Raw genomic sequence first — 20,334 nt, 5'->3', positions numbered from 1 at the left:
GGAAAAATTAATCTTGTGGATTTTCTAAAGCGCTGACCAATACAGTGCCTGGTGTTAACGGGCGGGCATTAAGATAGTTTTGAACTGCCATGATTCGCTTACCTGTAGGTTGCACTTCTAGTAGATTCAGCGCTCTTCCGTCACCAGTGGCTACGTTAATTCCTGTTTTATTGGCAGAGATTACAGTTCCAGGTAAAGCCTCAGTTTTTTGGGTAAGAACAGCAGCTGACCATATTCGTAAGATTTGGTTTTGAATCTGAGTTTGTGCTATGGGCCAAGGGTTAAAGGCTCGTATTTGCCGCTCTAACTGTACTGCGGATTGAGACCAATTGATCCAAGATTCTTTTTTGTGGATTTTAGGCGCATAGCACGCTTGGCTTTCATCTTGAGGGATAGCAGTGATAGTACCTTCAGCAAGGAGGGGTAGGCATTGGAGTAGGGCGGTTGCTCCAAGTCTAGCCAGATCGTTATGCAAAGTAGCGGCTGTATCATTAGGCTGTATAGGATGGCTAATTATATGTAGAACAGCCCCAGTATCCATTCCAGAATCCATCTGCATAATACTGACACCTGTTTCCTTATCTCCTGCGAGTAAAGATCTTTGAATTGGAGCCGCACCTCGCCAATGTGGTAATAGAGAAGCATGAACATTAATGCAGCCTAGCGGGGGGATTTGAAGTATCGCTGCAGGTAGAATAAGACCATAGGCAGCAACGATTAAAATATCCGGAGTAAGTGCTGCCAACTGATCTTGTGAGGCTTTGTCTCGTAGCGTGATAGGTTGATATATAGGAATCTGTTGTTCTATCGCTATTATTTTAACTGGGCTTGGCGTTAGGTGCCGGCCTCGACCGCTAGGGCGATCGGGTTGAGTATAGACAGCTTTAACGGGATATCCCGCTTCAAGAATCTGGTGTAAGATAATAGCTGCAAAATCTGGTGTTCCAGCAAAGATAATCTGCACTGATAGCGTTGTATATTGTTAAATAATTAATAAAAGATAGCTTGCCTTGGAAGTTATTTTAATCTTACTAGAAGGCCAGCCGAGCTTTTTAGCCGTGACACTTTAGTATTGTTCAGGCAAGTAGCTATTTACTTTATTATGCAGAAAGGCGCCGTCGTTTTTCCATTTTTTTCCGGATACGGTTACGTTTAAGATTCGAGAGATAATCAATAAAAAGCTTACCTGTTAAATGATCTAGTTCATGTTGAATACAGGCTGCAAGTAGATTCTGTGCTTGGGCTTCTCTTTCTTGGCCGTTATAATCTAAATAATGAACTGTAATTTCTGCAGCGCGTGTAACAGGTTCAAAAATTTCAGGCACAGATAAACATCCCTCTTCACTCTCAACAGTTCCTTGCCGCGCTGTGATTTCTGGGTTAATCAGAATCAATGGGGAAGATTTATCTTCAGAGATATCGATAACCACTACCTGCTTAGTGATATTTACCTGCGTTGCAGCAAGCCCAATACCAGGAGCCTGATACATAGTTTCTAGCATATTATCGACAAGTTTCTTAATAGAACTATCGATAACTGTTACAGGTTGAGCCTTTTGCCGTAACCGTGGATCAGGGTAATGCAATATGTTTAGTATCGCCATGGGATTTTAACCAAATATTATATTGGATGTTTTCCTAGTATTATAAAAAAAGGCACCTTGTTTGAAAGGGTACCCATAGGGTAACTCATTCTAGAATTGAACTATTACGTCACTATAATAGTTGACTTGCCCTATAGTTCTATTATAGAGAAGATTTTAATGGGACTTAAACAATTATTAATTATTACTCTATTATATATTATTGCTGATGAAGTTTGGGGAGATCCTACAATCCATAGTGCTAGTCCTCCTCATAACTTTAAGCTAGAATCACGCCAAATCCTGCCTCTATATAAGCTTTCACCCAAGACCCGTATTCTCAAATCGGAAAATTCTGCTGTTATCATACCGATGGAAGCTATCCAACAGTTTTTATTACGCTCTCAGGTAGTCACCGAAGAGACGCTAGAGAACGCCCCTTATATTGTTGCTGGGGTAGAAGGGCGTTTGACTTTAGGAGCCGGAGATGAGGTTTATGCCCGTGGTGTGAGCGATGCTGCTATAACAGAATATGGGATATATCGGGAGGGAGAGGCTTATCGAGATCCTGATTATCCCGATAAAATTTTAGGCTATGAAGCTATTTTTATCGCTGATGGTAAGGTACACCAATTTGGTGATCCAGCTACATTAGCTATTTTAAGTTCTAAGCAAGAGGTGTTGATAGGAGATCGTTTATTGCCAGTAGTTGATCAGGAACTTGAGGATCTCTCCCCCCATACATCCTCTTTTTTAATAAAGGGCAAGATTATTTCCATAGTAGAAGGTATCTCTGAGCTTGGCCAACATCAAGTGGTTGCATTGAACCTAGGGGTGGCAGAGGGTATAGAGAAAGGATTAATGTTCACCGTATACCGATCCGGTGAAACAATTTCTGATTTTATCAGCCCCCTAGCTGAGAATAAAGTCCAGCTACCCAATAAACGTGTAGGGGAAATTATAGTTTTTTCCGTTTTTGATCATGTGAGCTATGGGCTAGTGATGAGATCAGAACAGGCTATCTATATTTATGATATTGTCAGCACGCTATAATTTTAGTTACATTGTTTTTATAATCCGATGAACGAACGCTCCTATTGGTTGGCATTGCACCGTGCTCCGGGGATTGGTAGCGCGATTTTTTGTCAACTTTTGGAACAATATGGTTCGCCCGCTGAGGTATTTGCCGCCTCCGCTAGGATTACTCATCTTAGCGATGAAACACAGCGCTATCTGAGGCAGCCAGATTGGAAGGGGATAGAGCAGGATTTAGCATGGCTGAAGCAGCCTAATTGCCATTTGTTAACCCTAGCGGATAAATGCTATCCGGTTTTACTGAAGGAGATCCCAGATCCTCCTCCTGTATTATTTATTCATGGTGATTTGTCCTTACTTTCGTCACCTCAGTTAGCCATTGTAGGTAGCCGTAATCCTTCGCCAGCTGGATCAGAGATGGCTGCTCAATTTGCCCATTATCTCGGCGGTGCTGGGCTTGTGATCGACAGTGGATTGGCTCTAGGAATTGATGCTGCCGCTCATCAGGGCGCGCTAGCGGCAAAGACACCTACTATTGCTGTAGTGGGAACTGGATTAGATAGAGTCTATCCTGCCCGTCATCGGGCTTTAGCCTATGCTATCAGCGAAGGGGGAGCCCTCGTATCAGAGTTTCCTATCGGAACGCCACCGTTACCTCAGAATTTTCCACGCCGGAATCGGATTATTAGCGGTCTTAGCTTGGGTGTTCTAGTGATTGAAGCGGCCCTGCAGAGTGGATCGCTGATTACTGCCCGTCTAGGGGCCGATCAGGGGCGAGAGATATTTGCAATTCCAGGATCTATTCATAATCCGTTAGCCCGCGGTTGTCATCGTTTAATTCGTGAAGGAGCTAAATTAGTGGAATCTGCTCAGGATATTTTGGAGGAATTAGGGTCTCTAATAAATGTAGTGGCTAGACCACAACCTAGAGAAGTATTTAAAGAAACTAGCTCATTAAGTCAGGATCCAGAATACCAGCTTTTACTGGATAATTTAGGTTATGATCCGGTTTCTGTAGACGTATTAGTTGAGCGATGTGGATTGACGGCAGAGCGGCTTTCCTCCATGCTTTTAATTTTAGAGCTACAGGGTCTTATTACAACATTGCCAGGAGGGCGTTATTTTCGTTGCAGTAAAGAGGGCCAGTTATGAAAGAAAATGTGCTCGATGTGCTGATGTACTTATTTCAGAATTATATGGATAGTGAAGCCGAGGTAAAACCTACTAAAGAGTCGCTAGCAGTAGAATTAGCAGCGGTAGGTTTCCATCATACTGAAATAGGTAAAGCATTGGACTGGTTAGAAGGGTTGGTAATCCTCCAGCAGAGCAAACCATGGCAGTTCCCAGTGACCAATTCTTCAATTCGAATTTTTACCTTGCAGGAAAAGGAAAAATTAGATACTGAATGTCAGGGGCTTTTACTGTTTTTAGAGCGAGTAGGGGTATTAGATCCTATGACGCGAGAATTGGTTATCGATCGAGTGATGGCGCTAGAGGCAGAGGATTTTGACTTAGAGCAACTCAAATGGGTTATTTTGATGGTGTTATCTCATCAGCCAGGGCATGAGGCGGCTTATGTTTGGATGGAAGATTTTATTTTTGATGAGATAGGAGATTTTTTACATTAAAAAATGAAATTATTTTGCTTAGCCCTTATGGAAATTCGCTTTATAGGTCTATTTGGTGTGTACAAAACCAAAGTATTGGATTTTCAAGGGGTAGTACGTTGAGTAAAAGTCTGGTTATCGTAGAATCACCTGCTAAGGCTAAGACGATTAAAAAATACTTAGGGAAGGATTTTGAAGTTTTAGCCTCTTATGGGCACGTACGAGATTTAATTCCTAAAGAAGGCGCAGTAGATCCTAAGCATGGATTTGCTATGAAATATCAAGTCATTGAAAAAAATAACCGCCATGTGAATGCTATTGCTAAAGCTTTGAAAAAAGCTAATTTCCTTTTTTTAGCCACTGATCCAGATCGAGAGGGGGAGGCGATTTCTTGGCATCTCTTAGAGCTTCTTAAAGAACAAGGAGCGCTAGAGGATAAACCGGTTAAACGGGTAGTGTTTCATGAAATTACCCGTCAGGCAGTCAGCGAAGCGATTGCTCACCCCCGGGATATTTCTGTAGATTTAGTCAATGCCCAGCAAGCTCGCCGTGCTTTGGATTATTTAGTCGGGTTTAATCTCTCTCCATTACTATGGAAGAAGATTCGCCGTGGCTTGTCCGCAGGGCGAGTGCAGAGTCCTGCATTGCGTTTAATTTGCGAGCGAGAAAAAGAAATTGAAGAATTTAAGAAACGGGAATATTGGACTCTTGAGGCTGATTCTGAAGCAGATCAAGTAGCATTTGTAGCTAAATTGACTCACCTAGAGGGCAAAAAATTAGAGCAGTTTTCTATCGAAAATAAAGATCAGGCTCAATCTTTGGTAGAACAACTCACTAGGGCAGCGGAAAATAAACTGCATGTACTGAAAGTAGAGCGTAAACAACGACGGCGCAACCCCGCATCCCCCTTTATTACTTCTACTTTACAGCAGGAAGCTTCTCGTAAGCTTGGTTACACGACAAAACGGACGATGACTATAGCCCAACAGCTGTATGAAGGGATCGAGATCGGAACTGAATCTGTAGGCTTGATTACTTATATGAGAACTGATTCAGTTAATTTAGCCCATGAAGCAATGGATGAGCTTCGTAATTTTATTGTTGAGCGTTTTGGTAAAACTAATTTGCCAGCTGAACCTAGGGTATTTAAGACCCGAGCTAAGAATGCTCAGGAGGCTCATGAAGCTGTTCGCCCGACCTCAGTATATCGAATACCTGAGGGTTTGGAGTCTTACTTAAAACCTGAGCAATTTAAGCTTTATCAGCTTATCTGGAATCGCACTGTTGCTTGCCAGATGATTCATGCCACTATTAATACCGTTGCTGTAGATTTAGACGTACAAAGACCTGTGATAAAGGGAGTTATTAGTAAGGGTAGTGGTAATCTTTTTCGAGCGACGGGAGCCACTATTGTAGATCCCGGTTTTATGGCCGTGTACCAGGAAGGACAAGATGAGGTTAAAGAGGAGGAGCAGCGGACACTGCCGTTAATGAAAGAAGGAGATATCGTAAAATTACTACAGATACGGCCGGAGCAGCATTTCACTGAACCACCCCCCCGTTATACTGAGGCTAGCTTGGTACGTATCTTGGAGGAGTTTGGGATTGGGCGACCTTCTACCTACGCTGCGATTATCTCCACTCTTCAGCAGCGCAATTATGCCGTGTTAGAAAATAAACGGTTTCAGCCAACCGATGTAGGGCGTGTAGTTAATCGGTTTTTAACAGAACATTTTAACCCTTATGTGGATTATGATTTTACCGCCCGTTTAGAGGATAATCTTGACGCTATTTCTCGGGCAGAAAAAGACTGGATTCCCATATTAGAGGAGTTTTGGGAGCCTTTTTTTATGCGAGTACAAGAAAAAGAACAAAGTGTTAGCCGAGAAGAAGCCATCCAAGTTCGAGAATTAGGTATCGATTCTAAAAGTGGTCGCCCTATATCGGTGCGTATGGGGCGCTATGGACCTTATGTCCAAATAGGATCTAAAGATGATGAAGAAAAACCCCGCTTTGCTGGCTTACGACTAGGGCAGAAAATGGATACCATTACTTCAGAGGAAGCCATAGCGTTGTTTGAGTTACCGCGGGATTTGGGGGTTACGGCCGAAGGTAAATTGATTAGTGTTAATATTGGCCGTTTCGGCCCCTATGTTAAATACGATAATAAATATCTCTCTATAAGGGGAGAGGATCCCTACACCATAACCTTAGCGCGTGCCCTTGATCTCATTGAAGAGAAAAATCAGGCGGATGCTAGCCGAGTTATCAAGGTTTTTCCAGAAAGTAATATCCAGATTCTCAACGGCCGTTATGGACCCTATATCACTGATGGTGAGCGTAATGTTCGGGTTCCTAAAGATCAAGCGCCTAAAGATCTGAGCCTAGAACAGGTGCAAACGCTAATAAGTGAAGCACCAATAAGAAAACAAAGTCGTCGTAAAGCCGAAACTCTAGGCGACAAAGTACTCGTAAAAAAACAGGCGCATCGAGTGAGTACACAAAAGAAGGCTAAAGGATAATTGTTTTAAGATAAAGCGCTATAGATTAGATTTAAAGTTTTTTTATGGAGGAAAATCTTGGATGAATAAACCCTTTGTTGCAGTACTGATGGGATCTGATTCAGATTTACCAGTGATGCAGGCTACTTTGGAGGTATTAAAAGCGTTAGAGCTATCTTTTGAGGCTCGGATTACTTCTGCTCATCGAACACCTGAGGCTACTGCTAGCTATGTTAAAGAGGCTGATGCTCGTGGTTGTGCGGTATTTATAGCTGCAGCTGGGTTAGCTGCCCATCTTGCCGGCACAGTAGCTGCTAATACTTTAAAGCCAGTGATTGGTATACCCATGGCTGGAGGGCCATTAAATGGAATGGATGCTTTATTATCAACGGTGCAGATGCCGGGAGGTGTCCCTGTGGCCTGTGTAGCTATTGGTAAGGCGGGGGCGAAAAATGCCGCTTATCTAGCTGCTCAGATTTTGGGACTGAGTGATCCGGCTTTGGCACAACGTCTGGCTTCTGATCGCCAAGCGATGGCACAGTCCATTCTTGCTAAGGCCGATATGGTACCGGGCTATTCCTAAGCGTTTTATAATCTAATTAAAATACTTCAAAGCATGCTAATGCTGGTATAAGCCAAAGGCTAGAAAGAAATAATTATATATAATAGTAGACAGATCATCTTCAAAATTTGCTAGATAGCGATAATAATGCTTAGCCAATATTTCAATATAAATTAGGGCTTTTAATGAATAGACAAAGAAATCTTTTATTATTTTTAGGGGATAGATTTTACCCATGGTAGTGCTGAAAAATGATCGTCTACTTCGAGCGTTGTTGCGGCAACCCGTAGATAAAACCCCTATATGGATTATGCGCCAAGCAGGGCGTTATCTTCCTGAATATCGGGAAGTACGTGTTAAAGCTGGGGGTTTCTTAACTATGTGCATGACCCCTGAGCTTGCGTGCGAAGTGACTTTACAACCTTTACGTCGCTTTGATTTGGATGCAGCCATTATTTTTTCGGATATTTTGACGATCCCCGATGCGATGGGATTAGGTTTATATTTCTCTGAAGGCGAAGGGCCGCGTTTTGAACGTCCTGTTAGGACTGAAAGCCAGATATCAGCCCTTGGAGTTCCAGATCCAGAAACAGAATTGCGTTATGTGATGGATGCGCTTCGGTTAACTAGAAAAGAATTAGATGGGCGCGTACCATTAATCGGGTTTTCTGGAAGCCCATGGACTCTAGCTTGTTATATGGTTGAGGGAGGATCTAGCAAAAATTTTGCTATGATTAAAAGCCTTCTGTTTGATCAGCCCCAGATGATGCATCGGTTACTGGAGACTCTTGCTAGTGCTGTGACTGTTTATCTCAATGCACAGATAGCGGCAGGTGCCCAAGCGGTAATGATCTTTGATACTTGGGGTGGGGCGCTGAGTCATGGTGATTATCAAAATTTTTCCCTTTCTTATATGTCCCGAATAGTGGCAGGTTTATTGCGAGAGAATGAGGGTTATCGAGTACCTGTTATTTTATTTACCAAAGGGGGAGGTTTATGGTTAGAAGCGATGGCTAAGACGGGTTGTGATGCTTTAGGTCTGGATTGGACTGTGGATATTGCTAAAGCTCGAGCTCAGGTAGGGAAACAGGTTGCTCTGCAAGGTAATATGGATCCTTGTGTGCTTTACGCCTCGATCGATCGAATACGCCAAGAGGCAAGTAATACCCTTAAAGGCTATGGCCTAGGTAGTGGCCATATCTTTAATCTAGGCCATGGTATTTATCCAACGGTGGATCCAGAAAAGGTAGCTGCTCTTGTTGATATGGTGCATGAATTAAGCAGGCCATATCACCTTATTTAGAAGGAATATTTAGGAATCTTTTGGCTTAGTTCCGCTAATAAGGGCATTAAGACCATGGCGATAATGCTCTTCTATTGAATGAAAGCCAATTGCTTCCATTGTTTGAAGAGATTGTGAGGTTCTCATCACATGATGAGGTGACTCATCGCTAAATAAGTGAATAATCCATTGCTCTAATATATCTATCCGATTCATTTTTGATAGGGTTTCAAAGTAGCGTTTTACCTCTGCTTGTACTTGTTGGGTTTGCGCTTCAAAATCATCTAACGCATAGCGATCGCTGTTAACAAAAACTCCATTCGGTTTTAATACGCGGAAAATTTCAGCCAGCACTCTATCCCGATAGCTGTTAATAAAATTATGTAATGTATAAGCTGAAGCGACAATATCGACGCTGTTAGGAGGTAGTTCACGCAGGGTGGAGAGAGCATCATTTTCTATTAAAGTGATTTTTCCCTGTTCAATCCATTGAGATAGAAGTTTTCGAGCCTGATTGAGCATAGTAGGCTCGTTATCTACGGAAGTCAGGCAAATATCTTCCCTAGAATTAACAAGCGCAAGGGTAGTTATCCCGGTACCGCAGCCTATTTCCAAGACATTGAGTGCTTGTTCCTTATTCAGCTTATTGCTACGAGCAACAAATTCACCGATTAAAGTGCTCATTTTAGTAGCCTCAGGCAGCATAATGTGAAGCCATTTATACTCTTCACCAATTAAACCGGAGAATAATCGCTCTGCTTTTGTATTAACCATGCTTATCTCTAGTAATTTTAATTTTTATCACTATGTAAAACTCTATCTGCAGGATAGTGATTCATCTTGTAAAAGATGATTGCTAAAAGCAATTTGGTTTAAGCAAGTCGTTTACCATTTTTTTTAGGATGTTTTTGACTAAGCGTAGTCATGCTATTAGAAAATAATAAGAAGAAAAGGGCTAATGGGCCAAAACAAAATCCTAGCCCAGCCCAGAATATTGGTTCTCGCCCCTTTTTTTTAGCTACAAAATAGAGAATAATGGCAAAAAAAAGATAGAACAGAAAAAGAGAGATATATATCATAGCTAATTTAAGTTTTTAGAAAATACTGGATACTTGAAAAGAAAATTTCTAGCTAACAGTATCACTAGGATGAGCCGCAATCGGTGATAATTTTGGTACGACATCCATATTTTGCGCCCGATGGCGCAGCATATGATCCATTAAAATGATAGCGGTCATCGCCTCTGCAATAGGGGTGGCTCGGATTCCAACACAAGGATCATGGCGGCCCGTAGTAATGACCTCTACAGGTTCACCACGAATATTAATACTACGCTCAGGTAAGCGAAGGCTAGAAGTGGGTTTTAAAGCAATACTGGCAAGGATATCTTGTCCAGTAGAAATCCCACCTAAAATTCCTCCTGCATGGTTACTGAGAAACCCCTTAGGGGTAATGGGATCGCGATGCTCGGTACCTTTTTGCGTAATAGCAGCAAAGCCTGCGCCAATTTCCACGCCTTTAACTGCATTGATACTCATTAAAGCATGAGCTAAATCAGCATCTAGGCGATCAAAAACTGGTTCCCCAAGGCCTGGAGGAACCCCAGTAGCAACAATATTAATTCGGGCGCCAATAGAATTACCTTCTTTACGAAGGGCATCCATATAGGATTCTAATTGAGATATTTTATTAGCATCTGGGAAAAAAAATGGATTCTCTTCAATTGTGCTCCAATCAAATACTTCTGCTTGAATAGGGCCTAACTGAGCTAAATACCCTCGGATCTGTATTCTATATCGTTGGGCTAAATATTTTTTAGCGATGGCTCCTGCCGCTACACGCATTGTTGTCTCTCGGGCTGAAGCACGACCGCCGCCTCGATAATCCCGCAGGCCGTATTTTTGCCAATAAGTATAATCCGCGTGGCCTGGTCGGATTTGATCTTTAATTTTGTCGTAATCCCTAGATCGTTGATCCATATTCTCTATCATCAGGCCAATGGAGGTGCCTGTAGTTTTTCCTTCAAATACCCCAGAGAGGATTTTAATTTGATCAGGCTCACGACGTTGGGTGGTATGGCGGGATTTACCAGGGCGTCGCCGATCCAGATCAGTTTGAAGATCAGCCTCAGATAAAGCCAATCCTGGGGGACAGCCGCCGACGATACAACCTAACGCTGCCCCATGGCTCTCACCAAAAGTAGTTACGGTAAAAAGTTTACCAATAGTATCACCTGACATAGGATCTATTGTAGGAGGATTAAGTCTTAAAGGCTAGTATAAAAGGGACTACTCCGTTTTTAAGGGTGCAGTGGTTTATGGACGTAAACCTTCGGGTACGCCATTAGGAAATGCTTCGTGAATAACGTGCTGAATATAGACAATCCGATTAGTAGGCTTAGGATGGGTACTGAGAAATTCAGGCGGGCTTTGCCCGCCAGCAGCACGCTCAAGAATTTGCATTACGTTGAGCATACTGCGAGGATCATAGCCCGCCTGAGCAGCTAGTTTTACACCCCACGTATCCGCTTCTAATTCATCAGCACGACCATATTTCATATGAATGAGCTGCCCAATAGCTTGAGCTATCCGCGCAGTTTTAATATCGCCACCGGCGATATCAGCAGCTCCAGTGAGCCCTTGGGTGAGATTCTGTTTAGCAAGCTGTTGTGCGCTATGCCGGGCAACAACGTGGCCAATTTCATGCCCTAATACACCGGCGAGCTGGCCTTCAGTAGCGAGCCGATGATATAGTGCAGCTGTTATAAATACCCGCCCACCCGGAAGGGCAAAAGCATTTATGGTTTGATTATCTGCCAATAAGTAGAATTTGAAGGGATAGGGGTTTTTTCTACTCTTTCTTTCTAAAGCACTATTTAGCGCTGTAATTAGCTGATTACCTATATTATTTACATGGTTTTGCGCCTGCTGATTAGGCAGTAATCCCTGATATTGCTGTAACATTTCTGGTGCAGCACGCAATCCAAGGTTAATTTCTTCTCTAGTGCTGAGAGCTACCTGCTGTTTTTCACCAGTAATAGGGTTATTATCAGAGGCGGAGAAGTAGCTGATAATTGAAATAATAGCAATAACAGCTGCAATTGCTAGGCGGTTAATATCGATACGATCCATGAGTCAATTCCTTAAGCTAAATTTGAAGAAAAAGCTTAGCAGAGAACTATTGTAGGTTATTTTTAAGTAGCTTAAATCGCATTTCCAGCCGCGTGACCAGAGGCCCAAGCCCATTGGAAATTAAATCCCCCTAAATGACCAGTTATATCTACCACCTCGCCAATAAAATATAACCCTGGTATTTTTTTTGAGACCATCGTAGCTGAAGAAAGCTCATGAGTATTTACCCCGCCTAAGGTAACTTCAGCCGTACGATAGCCTTCAGTTCCGCTAGGATGGAAGCTCCAACGTTGTAGCTGCTTAGCGACTGCTAGTATTTCTTGTGGATGGTATTGTCGCAAGGGGCGGTTATCAAAGGCTAATTCACCTAAGCGCTGAGCAAGGCGTTTAGGTAGCCGCTCAGCCAGTACGGTTTTAAGTGTAGTGGCTGGGTAGTGCCGCTGCCAATCGAACAGCCAAGCATCAATGGCTATCCCCGGCAGTAAATTTATTTTTAGTTCACCGCCTGATTGCCAATAGGAAGATATTTGTAAGATAGCTGGGCCACTTATGCCTCGGTGGGTAAATAATATACTATCCGTAAAATACTGGTGGTGGCAGTAAACTTCAGCTAAAAGCCCGATACCAGTTAAGTCTTGATACTGTACTAACTCTTTTTTGCTTAAAGTTAAGGGCACTAACCCTGGGCGAAGAGGAAGGATACTATGGCCAAAGCGCTTAGCAAGTCCATGGCCAAAGCTGGTAGCGCCCATTTTTGGGATAGATAATCCACCAGTGGCAATCACTAGGGTTACGGTTTGAAATGAGCCGAGGCTAGTTTCTAGTGCAAAGCCAGTAACATTTTTTTCAACGGCAGTGATATGGCAATTAATCTCAATTCTCACCCCAGCCTGCTGACATTCATCCACTAGCATGTTTACAATCAATTTTGAAGATTGATTGCAAAACAGTTGCCCTTGTTCTTTTTCATGATAGGCAATCCCATAACGCTCTACCATGGCAATAAAATCCCATGGACTATAGCGGGCCAGCGCCGATTTACAAAAATTGGGGTTAGCGGATAGAAAATTTTCAGGGGTAGTATAAAGATTAGTGAAATTGCAACGACCGCCACCGGACATGAGAATCTTCTTACCCACGCGGTTGCTATGCTCGATTATTAATACTCGCCGATGGCGCTTACCGGCTTCAATAGCGCACATTAAACCGGCAGCGCCCCCTCCAATGATCACTACATCCCAAGTGGTCATGAATTAAGGGAATTAAATCTTAAGTAGAGTATCCAAGCTATTTAGTTAGCGCATTCTTTTTAATATTCTTAGCGCTAGCAAAAAATAGGAGCTGCTATTGAATATAAGTGGAATTTTCTGGATCTCTCGGAGTCGATTTTCCTGATCTCAATTCACTATATAGTCTGAAGGCTAAGATTGTTAAGATTAATAATTTGAGGTTTTTTATCATCATGTACATGATAGGGTACGAAGGTAGGGTTACCGCGCGAATAATTTGCCCTGCTATTACAACATGCACAATATGATAGGGTGAAGCTAGTGCTTCTGATCCATGATTCATGTTTTCATTCAGTATGGCAAATAAAAGGACTAGCTGAAGAATGAGCGTAATGGCAATAATTGTGATTAAAACTCGGGTATTTCGAGGGATTTTGCCAAAATAAGCAGCTAAAATGATAAATACGGTAAATAAAATTTCTACGATAAGCTGAATTCGAAATAGCGTAGGTAAGGTGGCAGAGGATTTAAGTGGACTCTCTAGGGAACTTATCGTAAGCAAAAACCCTATCCATAGAATAGTAACAATAAGCATCCAGCCAGAAATTGATAATGATTGGGTCTTCATTTGTGCAAATTACCTACCTAGAATTAAATCCTGCTAAATAAAATGATGGAATGGAAGTATCTCTATTGAAGCTTAAAATTAACAGTGATAGATAGCCTTCGTTAGAACCTCTTTTCGATTATAGAAATAATCATTCCCCCAGACCAGTGCTTTCCAATGATTATGCTTATACACATCACTTATGGCTTGAGGATCAGCGCGGATAGTCTATATTAATTGTGTAATAGTGATAAACACTATGAGTCATTAGCTCGTTTTAAGAGGTTAGAGAATTGTGGAGGGCAGATTTGTGAATATTCTTGATCAGATCCAAACCATTGTCATTGTAATGATGGAAAATCGTTCTTTTGATCATGTTCTTGGGCATCTGAGTATGGCTCAATATGGTAACCGAAAAGATATCATCGGTCTTATTAATCCAGAAACAAACCCTGACTATACCAATTTCTTGGATAGCCAAGGCTATCAGCCTTTCCATCTAAAAGATGGACCTTTACCCAGTGATCTCCCTCATAGTCGGGATTTAGTAGCAGTACAGCTAGCAAAAAAGGATGGCCAGTTTACGATGCGGGGTTTCGTGGATGCCTACTACCAGCAAACTAAGCGTAAGGTTGACGTTCATCTGCCAATGGGTTTTCATACGCCTGAAGATGTACCCATATCGAACTTCTTTGCCAACCAATATGCTGTATGTGATCATTGGTTTGCGCCTATACCTACCAGCACACAGCCAAACCGTTCAGTGGCCTACAGTGGTTATGCTTTAATTGATGATACAAAAGCTCAAATGATTCCCTTAGTTCCAGGGAGCTTTTTTTTTGATTGGTTAAGCGCGCACAAGGTACGCTGGCGTAACTATCATTGTGGATTCTCGCTTTTTACATTGTTTGATCGGCTTGAAGATGTGTTAGGGCCTAATTTCCGCAGCTTCAAGGATTTGTCTGCAGATTGGGAATCAGAGTCTTTAGCAGCAGCGCCAGAGGTCATCTTTATCGAGCCTGAATATACTGATTCACCGATTCATTTTGAACAGATTCCAAATGATAATCATCCACCTACCTCTATTGGTCCTGGAGAACATTTTCTGCGTGATATTTATACTATCTTGACGCATAATCCCACTAAATGGCAACGTACTTTATTGATTGTTACCTATGATGAACATGGAGGCTTTTTCGATCATATTCCACCGTTAACCATTCCTACCCCAGTACCGCCTAAAGCCCTATATTCGGTAGGATTTGAGAGTACCGGCCCTCGGGTGCCTGCTTTTGTTATATCACCATGGATACCTCCTAGCATGGTATTCAAGGGGGTTCTGGATCATACCTCCATATTACAATTATTATCGGAAAAATTTGCGGGCACCCCAGACTACAATGAGGAGGTTAAACGGCGGAAGGATCTTGGGATACAAAGTGTATCGCAAGTACTTATCCAAGCGGGACTTGCCCAGCCAAGAGCTGATATACCTGCGTCACCGCAAAATACTATTTTTAACGCAACCGTACCTGTATCTGTACCTACCCCTCAGACGGATAACCAACGCGCTTTTGCTGCTGCCGCAAAAAGGTTACTAGCTCATGATTATCAGCAGGCGGTTAAAAAATTCCCTGGAATTACTCATTTGTTTGAGGAGATGTAAAACTGAGGGCTGAATGCTGCCGCAAACCTATCATAAGTTTTATTGCTATTACTCGCTTGCTGGTGATTCAGCAATGGTAAAATAAGCAAGAAAAAAAGCAATAACGGTAATAGCAGCCGCAATAAAATAAGTACCGCTAGGATTGATAGCCCATAAATGGCCACTGTAAAAACTGCCGAAAGCGCCGCCGATGCCGAATCCTAGGCTGCTATAAAGGGTTTGTCCTTGGCCTTGATGGATACCTCGAAAGCGATGATAGACCCAATCAATGGCGGCTGCGTGAAAAGCACCAAAGGTAGCTGCATGTAATAGTTGCGCGAAAATTATTACCAGTAAATGAACAGGAAATAAGCCAATGAGGAGCCAGCGAAGACTGGCAAGGAGTAGACTGCCAAGCAATATTCGGCGAACGCCTAGTCTGAGTAATAACCGAGGCATAAAGAGAAATATCCCTACTTCGGCAATCACCCCTAAAGCCCATAAGCCGCCAATGAGGCTACGGCTATAGCCATAGTCTTCCAGATAAATGGTATAAAAAATATTATAAGGTCCGTGGCTGGCCTGCATTAAGAAAGCTAGGGTAAAAAAAGCTAAAACCTCCGAGCTTTTTAGTATTTTCCATACAGAGTCATGGGGACTACTATGGTAGTTATGGGCATTACTCTCAGGTATTGTGAGACTGAGTATCCAGATACTCATGGTTAAAGTTAAAATAACGGTAGGTAACAGATGGATATTTACCCGATCTAATACTGGGCCAAGCAAAATAACGCTAAGGATAAAGCCAATAGAACCCCATAACCGTATTCGGCCGTAATAGTGGAGTTGTTTCGCTATATCCAAATAAGAAAGGGTAACTACCTCAAATTGCGGTAGTATGCCATTTCGAGAAAGACCAAAGGCTACTATCATTACGGCTAGGGCCAAGTAACTCTGACAGAAATACACGGTGCTGAAGGTAAGGGTAGCAAACAGGGAAGCTAGGCGAATAGTAGCCATTCTTCTGCCACTATGATTAGTAACCTGATCCCAGAGGCTAGGGCCTAGAATCCGAGCAGCCATTAATAGCGCCATCAGCTCGCCAATGCTTTGGGAAGAGAATCCTAAAGATTGTAGATAAAGCCCCCAGTAAGGAAGTAATGCGCCTAGAGCTGCAAAATAGAGCAGATAAAAGCTGGATAAGCGCCGGTAGGGAAAAGTTATTGTACTGACCTCGGTTACTTAGAAATCCAATGAGAATAAATATATCAGTGAGTACTGCTGGTAAAATGATCCGCTTAACGGAATTTCGATCAATTTAGCTGAGTGAGTTTCTATATCTATTAGAATAGGTTTTTTAACCTACTTAACATGAGTATTTTAGATCCCAATTGTCTTTAAATATTTCAAGTAAATATTCTTGTTTTTGCTGAACTACCTCTAAAGTCTAGCTAGATTCCTTAAGCACTTGCGTTGTTAATGCATAGGATGAAACCCCGTTCTTTCCTGAGAAATAAGCTGTTTTTTCTTTTCAAAATCGTAATTCTGGGCCTCAGAATTCTTTTTTCTACTTAAAGGAACCAAGTTTGCCAAACGATGACACCAAGTTTGACGATCCTCAGAATTAGGCCATATTTTTGCCCAATCGCTATTATCTGCTACTGTTTGAGGAAGGACATGTTCAATCGTTAGTTGTTTACCATCGTATGTGGCTGCCCCATCAGTAACGAAAGAATCTAGTCTCAAAATAATATAGGGCATACGACCTTGAGTTAAGTTATAGATTTCGCCATCTAGGATTTTCAGCATTTCTTGTTTTTCTGAATCTGTTAATTCAGCAGCTCGAATAGACTTATCAATAGATTTATCAATTGAGTTAGGATTCTCTAAAGCCGAGAGTATTGGCTTGTAGCGTTTTATACGATCATTAATCTGCAATTTACAAATGTACATATAAGCGGCTAAACTTTCTAATTGCCTAAAAAAGCTAGCCATATATTCAGGGTAATTTTTATTCTGAACGGTAAACTGAATTGCAGCAGGTACCCAGTCTCTATAGGAATGGGGATTATTAGATTTTATTCCTATACGATTTAACCATTTTAGATAATTATTGACCTCCACAGCATGAGTTTCTGCCGTATCTGCCGTATAGGCACTATTTTTAACAATAGTATAAAGTATAAGCTTGTGCATATGGATCTAAAATGTCATCAATAAATTTATTAGGATCAGTATTCTTATTAGGAACATGCTTTCTAAACTCTTCTAAAATATTACGCCTTGCTTTTTCTTTTGCATATATCATTCTGATATGACTAAATAAATCCTTGAAGCTCTCACGACCTATCTCAATTTCTAGCTCTTCCCATTTTTTACTGTAATAATTTTGCTCAGATTCACTTGTTAATAAACGTATGATATCAGCTTTAATAATGTCAGTTTCCTGTAGATCTAAGCCTCGGCTATTCATCACGGAAAATATACGTAAGGCTGTGTTTTGGTTAGATACTGTTACAGCGATAATAAAGCATCGTTGTATAAGAAAGCTGGTAAAGTCTTTAAGTTTTTTGATATCTTCGCCAAAAATCTCCATTATTTTGGAATGTAACGCTTGGCTATTACGTTTAATATTGATTTGGGCTTCATTTTTAAGCTGCTTTTCATCAAGCTTAAATAGTCCTTCAAACCTGAATTCTTGGACATAATGCTTAAAAAAGTCTTTATCTTGTGATCTGAGTGTTAATCTTGACTTAGGTGTTAAATTCTCAAACGGATTGCCCGGTTCTGAAATATATATAGAAATATTTTGTCTTTTTGTTTCCTCCATTTTGGAGGCGATAATAGCGAGTAATATCGTTAACGTCGTTAATCTTTGCTGCCCATCAACTACTTCTGAACGAGCTCCTCTTTCTTCTTTAATGAGTACAATACTTCCTAGAAAATAGTCCTCATCTTTATTTGCTTCAAAAAAATCATATAAATCATCAAATAAGGTAGTTATCTGCTCTATTTCCCAAGCGTAGGGTCTTTGGTATGGAGGTATGACATATTCAAACTCTGAACTAAAAATTTTAGCTAAAGGATATTCTGAACCACTGATCTTTTTACTCATTATTTTTCCTTATGCTACATCCATACTTGACTCATTACCGTTAGAAATTTTGGTAGCTACTAAACACGGTATCGCTATTCTAAAAAATACAAAAATAACGCTATAGTTGCATTATCGACTGTATTTCTAAAAGGCTTAGGGTTAACCGCTTAGCTATATAGTGTTGGAACACTATTAAGACTGATGGAATTGGGAATTTTGAGTTTGTAATTCCTAGGCGCTGGCGAGGTGCCTTAACCTAGGCTAAGTCAGATTTGTGAGGTTTAGAAGAAGGAGATTGTTAACCTGGGAGATCTTCGTTCATTTGACTCAATAAGGCTTGTATTTCTGAAAATCCGTGATAGCTCAAGATTCGTTGAGAAAATTGGGCGAGACGCTGCTGGTTACTATTGTTGATGATTCGTTTCACTTCCAGTAGAGAGGCGGGATGCATGCTGAAATTCTGTAACCCTAGGGCTAATAGTAACCGAGTATAGTGAGTATCTCCCGCCATTTCACCGCACATCGAGACAGCTATCCCTCTCTTTTTTCCGGCGGTAATAGTGCGATAAATAAGCTGTAGTATCGCTGGATGTAAGGGATCGTAGAGATAATTAACTTCATTATCAATGCGATCGATAGCCAATGTGTATTGGATAAGATCGTTGGTACCAATAGAAAGAAAATCTAAATGTTGTGCGAAAATATCAGCACAGATAGCAGTAGCTGGGACTTCAACCATTGCCCCTACAGGTAAAGCAGGATCATACTTTAAGCCTTGTTGTTTAAGCTCTCGCTTACAATCTTCTAGTAATGCCATGACTTGCATGAGTTCTTGTAGGGTGCAGATCATAGGTAGTAATAGCCGTACAGAGGCTTGTGCAGATGTTCTGAGGATAGCCCGTAACTGTGGCCGAAATAATCCTAGTTCCCGTAAACAAAGACGAATCGCGCGCAAGCCTAAGGCGGGATTAGTTGCCGCAGGTACAGTTGCGTAGTTCCCATTGATTGTTTTATCAGCACCCAGATCGATAGTACGGATAGTAATAGGTACGTTTCCTAGGGTTTTTGTTACGAGAGTATAGGCTTCTAGCTGCTCTTCTTCGCTAGGCGGGGTGGTGCGGTTCATATATAGGAACTCAGTGCGGTAGAGTCCTATGCCTCTGGCTCCGGAGTCAGCCACTAACGGTAAATCTTCTGGCAGCTCGATATTGGCTTCTAAAGTGATAGCTTGGCCTTCAAGGGTGATAGCAGGTTGGCGCTTGAGTTTTGCCAAGACGGAAAACCTGCGTCGTTGAGCAGCTTGTATTTCTTGAAATTTACCAATAAGAAACCCGTCAACCCCAGCAAGAAGAACGCCTTGTTCACCATCAATAATAATAATCTCATTATCTTGAATGTAGCGCCGAGCTCCTCGCAGGCCGATAATTGCAGGGATTCCCAAACTGCGAGCAAGTATGCTAGTGTGGGAATTAGTGCCGCCTTGTTCGGTAACAAAGCCCGTGATTTGCTGTTGCTGCATTAACACAAGATCCGGGGGCGTTAAATCGTCAGCCAATACAATATAACCTTTAAGCCGGTTACCCGTATCCTCATGGCGGAATATCTCTGAATTAGTGAGGATTCCTAGAATACGATTGACAACGTGATCTATATCATTTTTGCGGGCACGAAGATAAGGATCATCCATTTCATTAAAAATCTTTGTTAGGAGATCATGCTGTAGCATGAGTGCCCACTCGGCATTACAGCGTTGCGTTTGTATTAACTCTATGGGGGCAGTAGCAAGCGCCTTGTCCTCAAGCATCAATAAGTGGGTATTGATAAAGGCGGCTATATCAATAGAAGCATTACTGGGGATTTGTTCTCGAATAGTGTGTAGCTGCGCTTTAGCTGTGTTGAGGGCTGCTTGATATCTATGAATTTCACCTTCGATGAGGTTTGGCGCTAATATACGTTTATTAGTCTCGGGCTGATCTCGTGCAAGTATGTGCGGTTTACCAATACCAATGCCTCGTGAGATTCCAATACCATGTAATGCTAAGGTCATATTCTAGT

Annotated in this window: 18 protein-coding genes; 7 read left to right on the top strand and 11 right to left on the bottom strand. The window is 41.8% G+C overall.

Annotated elements, in window-relative coordinates; all coding sequences use genetic code 11:
- Positions 1–7: 7 nt before the first annotated feature.
- Together fmt and def are read right to left on the bottom strand one after the other, a co-directional pair.
- On the bottom strand, positions 8–964 hold the full coding sequence (fmt, locus tag TAO_RS08495; RefSeq protein WP_096527498.1) for a methionyl-tRNA formyltransferase: 957 nt from the start codon (positions 962–964) through the stop codon (positions 8–10).
- Between the two features lie 136 nt (positions 965–1,100).
- Positions 1,101–1,604 carry a peptide deformylase gene (def, locus tag TAO_RS08490; protein WP_096527497.1) on the bottom strand — a complete coding sequence of 168 codons (504 nt, stop codon included), beginning with the start codon at positions 1,602–1,604 and terminating at the stop codon, positions 1,101–1,103.
- A gap of 159 nt (positions 1,605–1,763) precedes the next feature.
- Between def and TAO_RS08485 the strand changes: the two genes are divergently transcribed.
- From TAO_RS08485 to hemE, 6 genes are all read left to right on the top strand, one after another.
- A complete protein-coding gene (locus TAO_RS08485; RefSeq protein WP_096527496.1) occupies positions 1,764–2,636 on the top strand; it encodes a peptidoglycan-binding protein in 873 nt (290 codons plus the stop codon).
- Positions 2,637–2,663: 27 nt separating this feature from the next.
- Positions 2,664–3,770, top strand: coding sequence for a DNA-processing protein DprA (dprA, locus tag TAO_RS08480; RefSeq protein ID WP_096527495.1), 1,107 nt, complete (start codon positions 2,664–2,666; stop codon positions 3,768–3,770).
- On the top strand, positions 3,767–4,246 hold the full coding sequence (locus TAO_RS08475; RefSeq protein WP_096527494.1) for a DUF494 family protein: 480 nt from the start codon (positions 3,767–3,769) through the stop codon (positions 4,244–4,246). The genes dprA and TAO_RS08475 overlap by 4 nt, the downstream gene beginning before the upstream one ends.
- A gap of 98 nt (positions 4,247–4,344) precedes the next feature.
- Positions 4,345–6,747, top strand: coding sequence for a DNA topoisomerase I (locus tag TAO_RS08470; protein WP_096527493.1), 2,403 nt, complete (start codon positions 4,345–4,347; stop codon positions 6,745–6,747).
- A gap of 61 nt (positions 6,748–6,808) precedes the next feature.
- Positions 6,809–7,309, top strand: coding sequence for a 5-(carboxyamino)imidazole ribonucleotide mutase (purE, locus tag TAO_RS08465; RefSeq protein WP_096527492.1), 501 nt, complete (start codon positions 6,809–6,811; stop codon positions 7,307–7,309).
- Positions 7,310–7,523: 214 nt separating this feature from the next.
- On the top strand, positions 7,524–8,591 hold the full coding sequence (hemE, locus tag TAO_RS08455; protein ID WP_096527490.1) for a uroporphyrinogen decarboxylase: 1,068 nt from the start codon (positions 7,524–7,526) through the stop codon (positions 8,589–8,591).
- Positions 8,592–8,600: 9 nt separating this feature from the next.
- Here the strand turns inward: hemE and TAO_RS08450 are convergent, their stop codons facing one another.
- The 5 genes from TAO_RS08450 to TAO_RS08430 all read right to left on the bottom strand — a co-directional run bounded on the left by TAO_RS08450 (position 8,601) and on the right by TAO_RS08430 (position 13,558).
- Positions 8,601–9,344 (bottom strand): class I SAM-dependent methyltransferase, encoded by a 744-nt coding sequence (locus TAO_RS08450; RefSeq protein ID WP_096527489.1) that lies wholly within the window; start codon positions 9,342–9,344, stop codon positions 8,601–8,603.
- 353 nt (positions 9,345–9,697) lie between these two features.
- Positions 9,698–10,810 (bottom strand): chorismate synthase, encoded by a 1,113-nt coding sequence (gene aroC, locus TAO_RS08445; protein WP_096527488.1) that lies wholly within the window; start codon positions 10,808–10,810, stop codon positions 9,698–9,700.
- A 75-nt stretch (positions 10,811–10,885) separates the two neighbouring features.
- Positions 10,886–11,701, bottom strand: a complete 816-nt coding sequence (locus TAO_RS08440; RefSeq protein ID WP_096527487.1) for a M48 family metalloprotease — start codon at positions 11,699–11,701, stop codon at positions 10,886–10,888.
- Positions 11,702–11,772: 71 nt separating this feature from the next.
- Entirely contained in the window at positions 11,773–12,951 is a 1,179-nt protein-coding gene (locus TAO_RS08435) for a BaiN/RdsA family NAD(P)/FAD-dependent oxidoreductase (RefSeq protein WP_096527486.1), read from the bottom strand.
- A gap of 94 nt (positions 12,952–13,045) precedes the next feature.
- Positions 13,046–13,558, bottom strand: a complete 513-nt coding sequence (locus TAO_RS08430) for a hypothetical protein (protein ID WP_096527485.1) — start codon at positions 13,556–13,558, stop codon at positions 13,046–13,048.
- Positions 13,559–13,847: 289 nt separating this feature from the next.
- Between TAO_RS08430 and TAO_RS08425 the strand changes: the two genes are divergently transcribed.
- The gene (locus tag TAO_RS08425) at positions 13,848–15,203 is read left to right on the top strand and encodes an alkaline phosphatase family protein (protein WP_145955157.1); all 1,356 of its coding nucleotides are present in this window, start codon (positions 13,848–13,850) and stop codon (positions 15,201–15,203) included.
- Between the two features lie 48 nt (positions 15,204–15,251).
- Here TAO_RS08425 and TAO_RS08420 read toward each other — a convergent pair whose 3' ends face one another.
- From TAO_RS08420 to ptsP, 4 genes are all read right to left on the bottom strand, one after another.
- Entirely contained in the window at positions 15,252–16,406 is a 1,155-nt protein-coding gene (locus tag TAO_RS08420; RefSeq protein WP_096527483.1) for an MFS transporter, read from the bottom strand.
- A gap of 252 nt (positions 16,407–16,658) precedes the next feature.
- Complete coding sequence (locus tag TAO_RS10000) at positions 16,659–17,378, bottom strand: HNH endonuclease family protein (protein ID WP_231910638.1); 720 nt, start codon at positions 17,376–17,378, stop codon at positions 16,659–16,661.
- Positions 17,347–18,297 (bottom strand): DUF262 domain-containing protein, encoded by a 951-nt coding sequence (locus tag TAO_RS09995; RefSeq protein ID WP_231910637.1) that lies wholly within the window; start codon positions 18,295–18,297, stop codon positions 17,347–17,349. The genes TAO_RS10000 and TAO_RS09995 overlap by 32 nt, the downstream gene beginning before the upstream one ends.
- A gap of 280 nt (positions 18,298–18,577) precedes the next feature.
- Complete coding sequence (gene ptsP, locus TAO_RS08410) at positions 18,578–20,326, bottom strand: phosphoenolpyruvate--protein phosphotransferase (RefSeq protein ID WP_096527482.1); 1,749 nt, start codon at positions 20,324–20,326, stop codon at positions 18,578–18,580.
- Between the last annotated feature and the right edge of the window lie 8 nt (positions 20,327–20,334).

The sequence above is a fragment of the Candidatus Nitrosoglobus terrae genome (assembly GCF_002356115.1).
Lineage (GTDB): Bacteria > Pseudomonadota > Gammaproteobacteria > Nitrosococcales > Nitrosococcaceae > Nitrosoglobus > Nitrosoglobus terrae.
Note: the sequence above shows the minus strand (reverse complement) of the source record. Positions and strands in the feature narration are given on the sequence as shown.

Bases quoted from the DNA above. Each gene is read 5' to 3' on its own strand.
- def (WP_096527497.1), bottom strand. From the start codon at position 1,604: ATGGCGATACTAAACATATTGCATTACCCTGATCCACGGTTACGGCAA.
- TAO_RS08485 (WP_096527496.1), top strand. From the start codon at position 1,764: ATGGGACTTAAACAATTATTAATTATTACTCTATTATATATTATTGCT.
- dprA (WP_096527495.1), top strand. From the start codon at position 2,664: ATGAACGAACGCTCCTATTGGTTGGCATTGCACCGTGCTCCGGGGATT.
- TAO_RS08475 (WP_096527494.1), top strand. From the start codon at position 3,767: ATGAAAGAAAATGTGCTCGATGTGCTGATGTACTTATTTCAGAATTAT.
- purE (WP_096527492.1), top strand. From the start codon at position 6,809: ATGAATAAACCCTTTGTTGCAGTACTGATGGGATCTGATTCAGATTTA.
- hemE (WP_096527490.1), top strand. From the start codon at position 7,524: ATGGTAGTGCTGAAAAATGATCGTCTACTTCGAGCGTTGTTGCGGCAA.
- TAO_RS08450 (WP_096527489.1), bottom strand. From the start codon at position 9,344: ATGGTTAATACAAAAGCAGAGCGATTATTCTCCGGTTTAATTGGTGAA.
- aroC (WP_096527488.1), bottom strand. From the start codon at position 10,810: ATGTCAGGTGATACTATTGGTAAACTTTTTACCGTAACTACTTTTGGT.
- TAO_RS08440 (WP_096527487.1), bottom strand. From the start codon at position 11,701: ATGGATCGTATCGATATTAACCGCCTAGCAATTGCAGCTGTTATTGCT.
- TAO_RS08435 (WP_096527486.1), bottom strand. From the start codon at position 12,951: ATGACCACTTGGGATGTAGTGATCATTGGAGGGGGCGCTGCCGGTTTA.
- TAO_RS08430 (WP_096527485.1), bottom strand. From the start codon at position 13,558: ATGAAGACCCAATCATTATCAATTTCTGGCTGGATGCTTATTGTTACT.
- TAO_RS10000 (WP_231910638.1), bottom strand. From the start codon at position 17,378: ATGCACAAGCTTATACTTTATACTATTGTTAAAAATAGTGCCTATACG.
- TAO_RS09995 (WP_231910637.1), bottom strand. From the start codon at position 18,297: ATGAGTAAAAAGATCAGTGGTTCAGAATATCCTTTAGCTAAAATTTTT.
- ptsP (WP_096527482.1), bottom strand. From the start codon at position 20,326: ATGACCTTAGCATTACATGGTATTGGAATCTCACGAGGCATTGGTATT.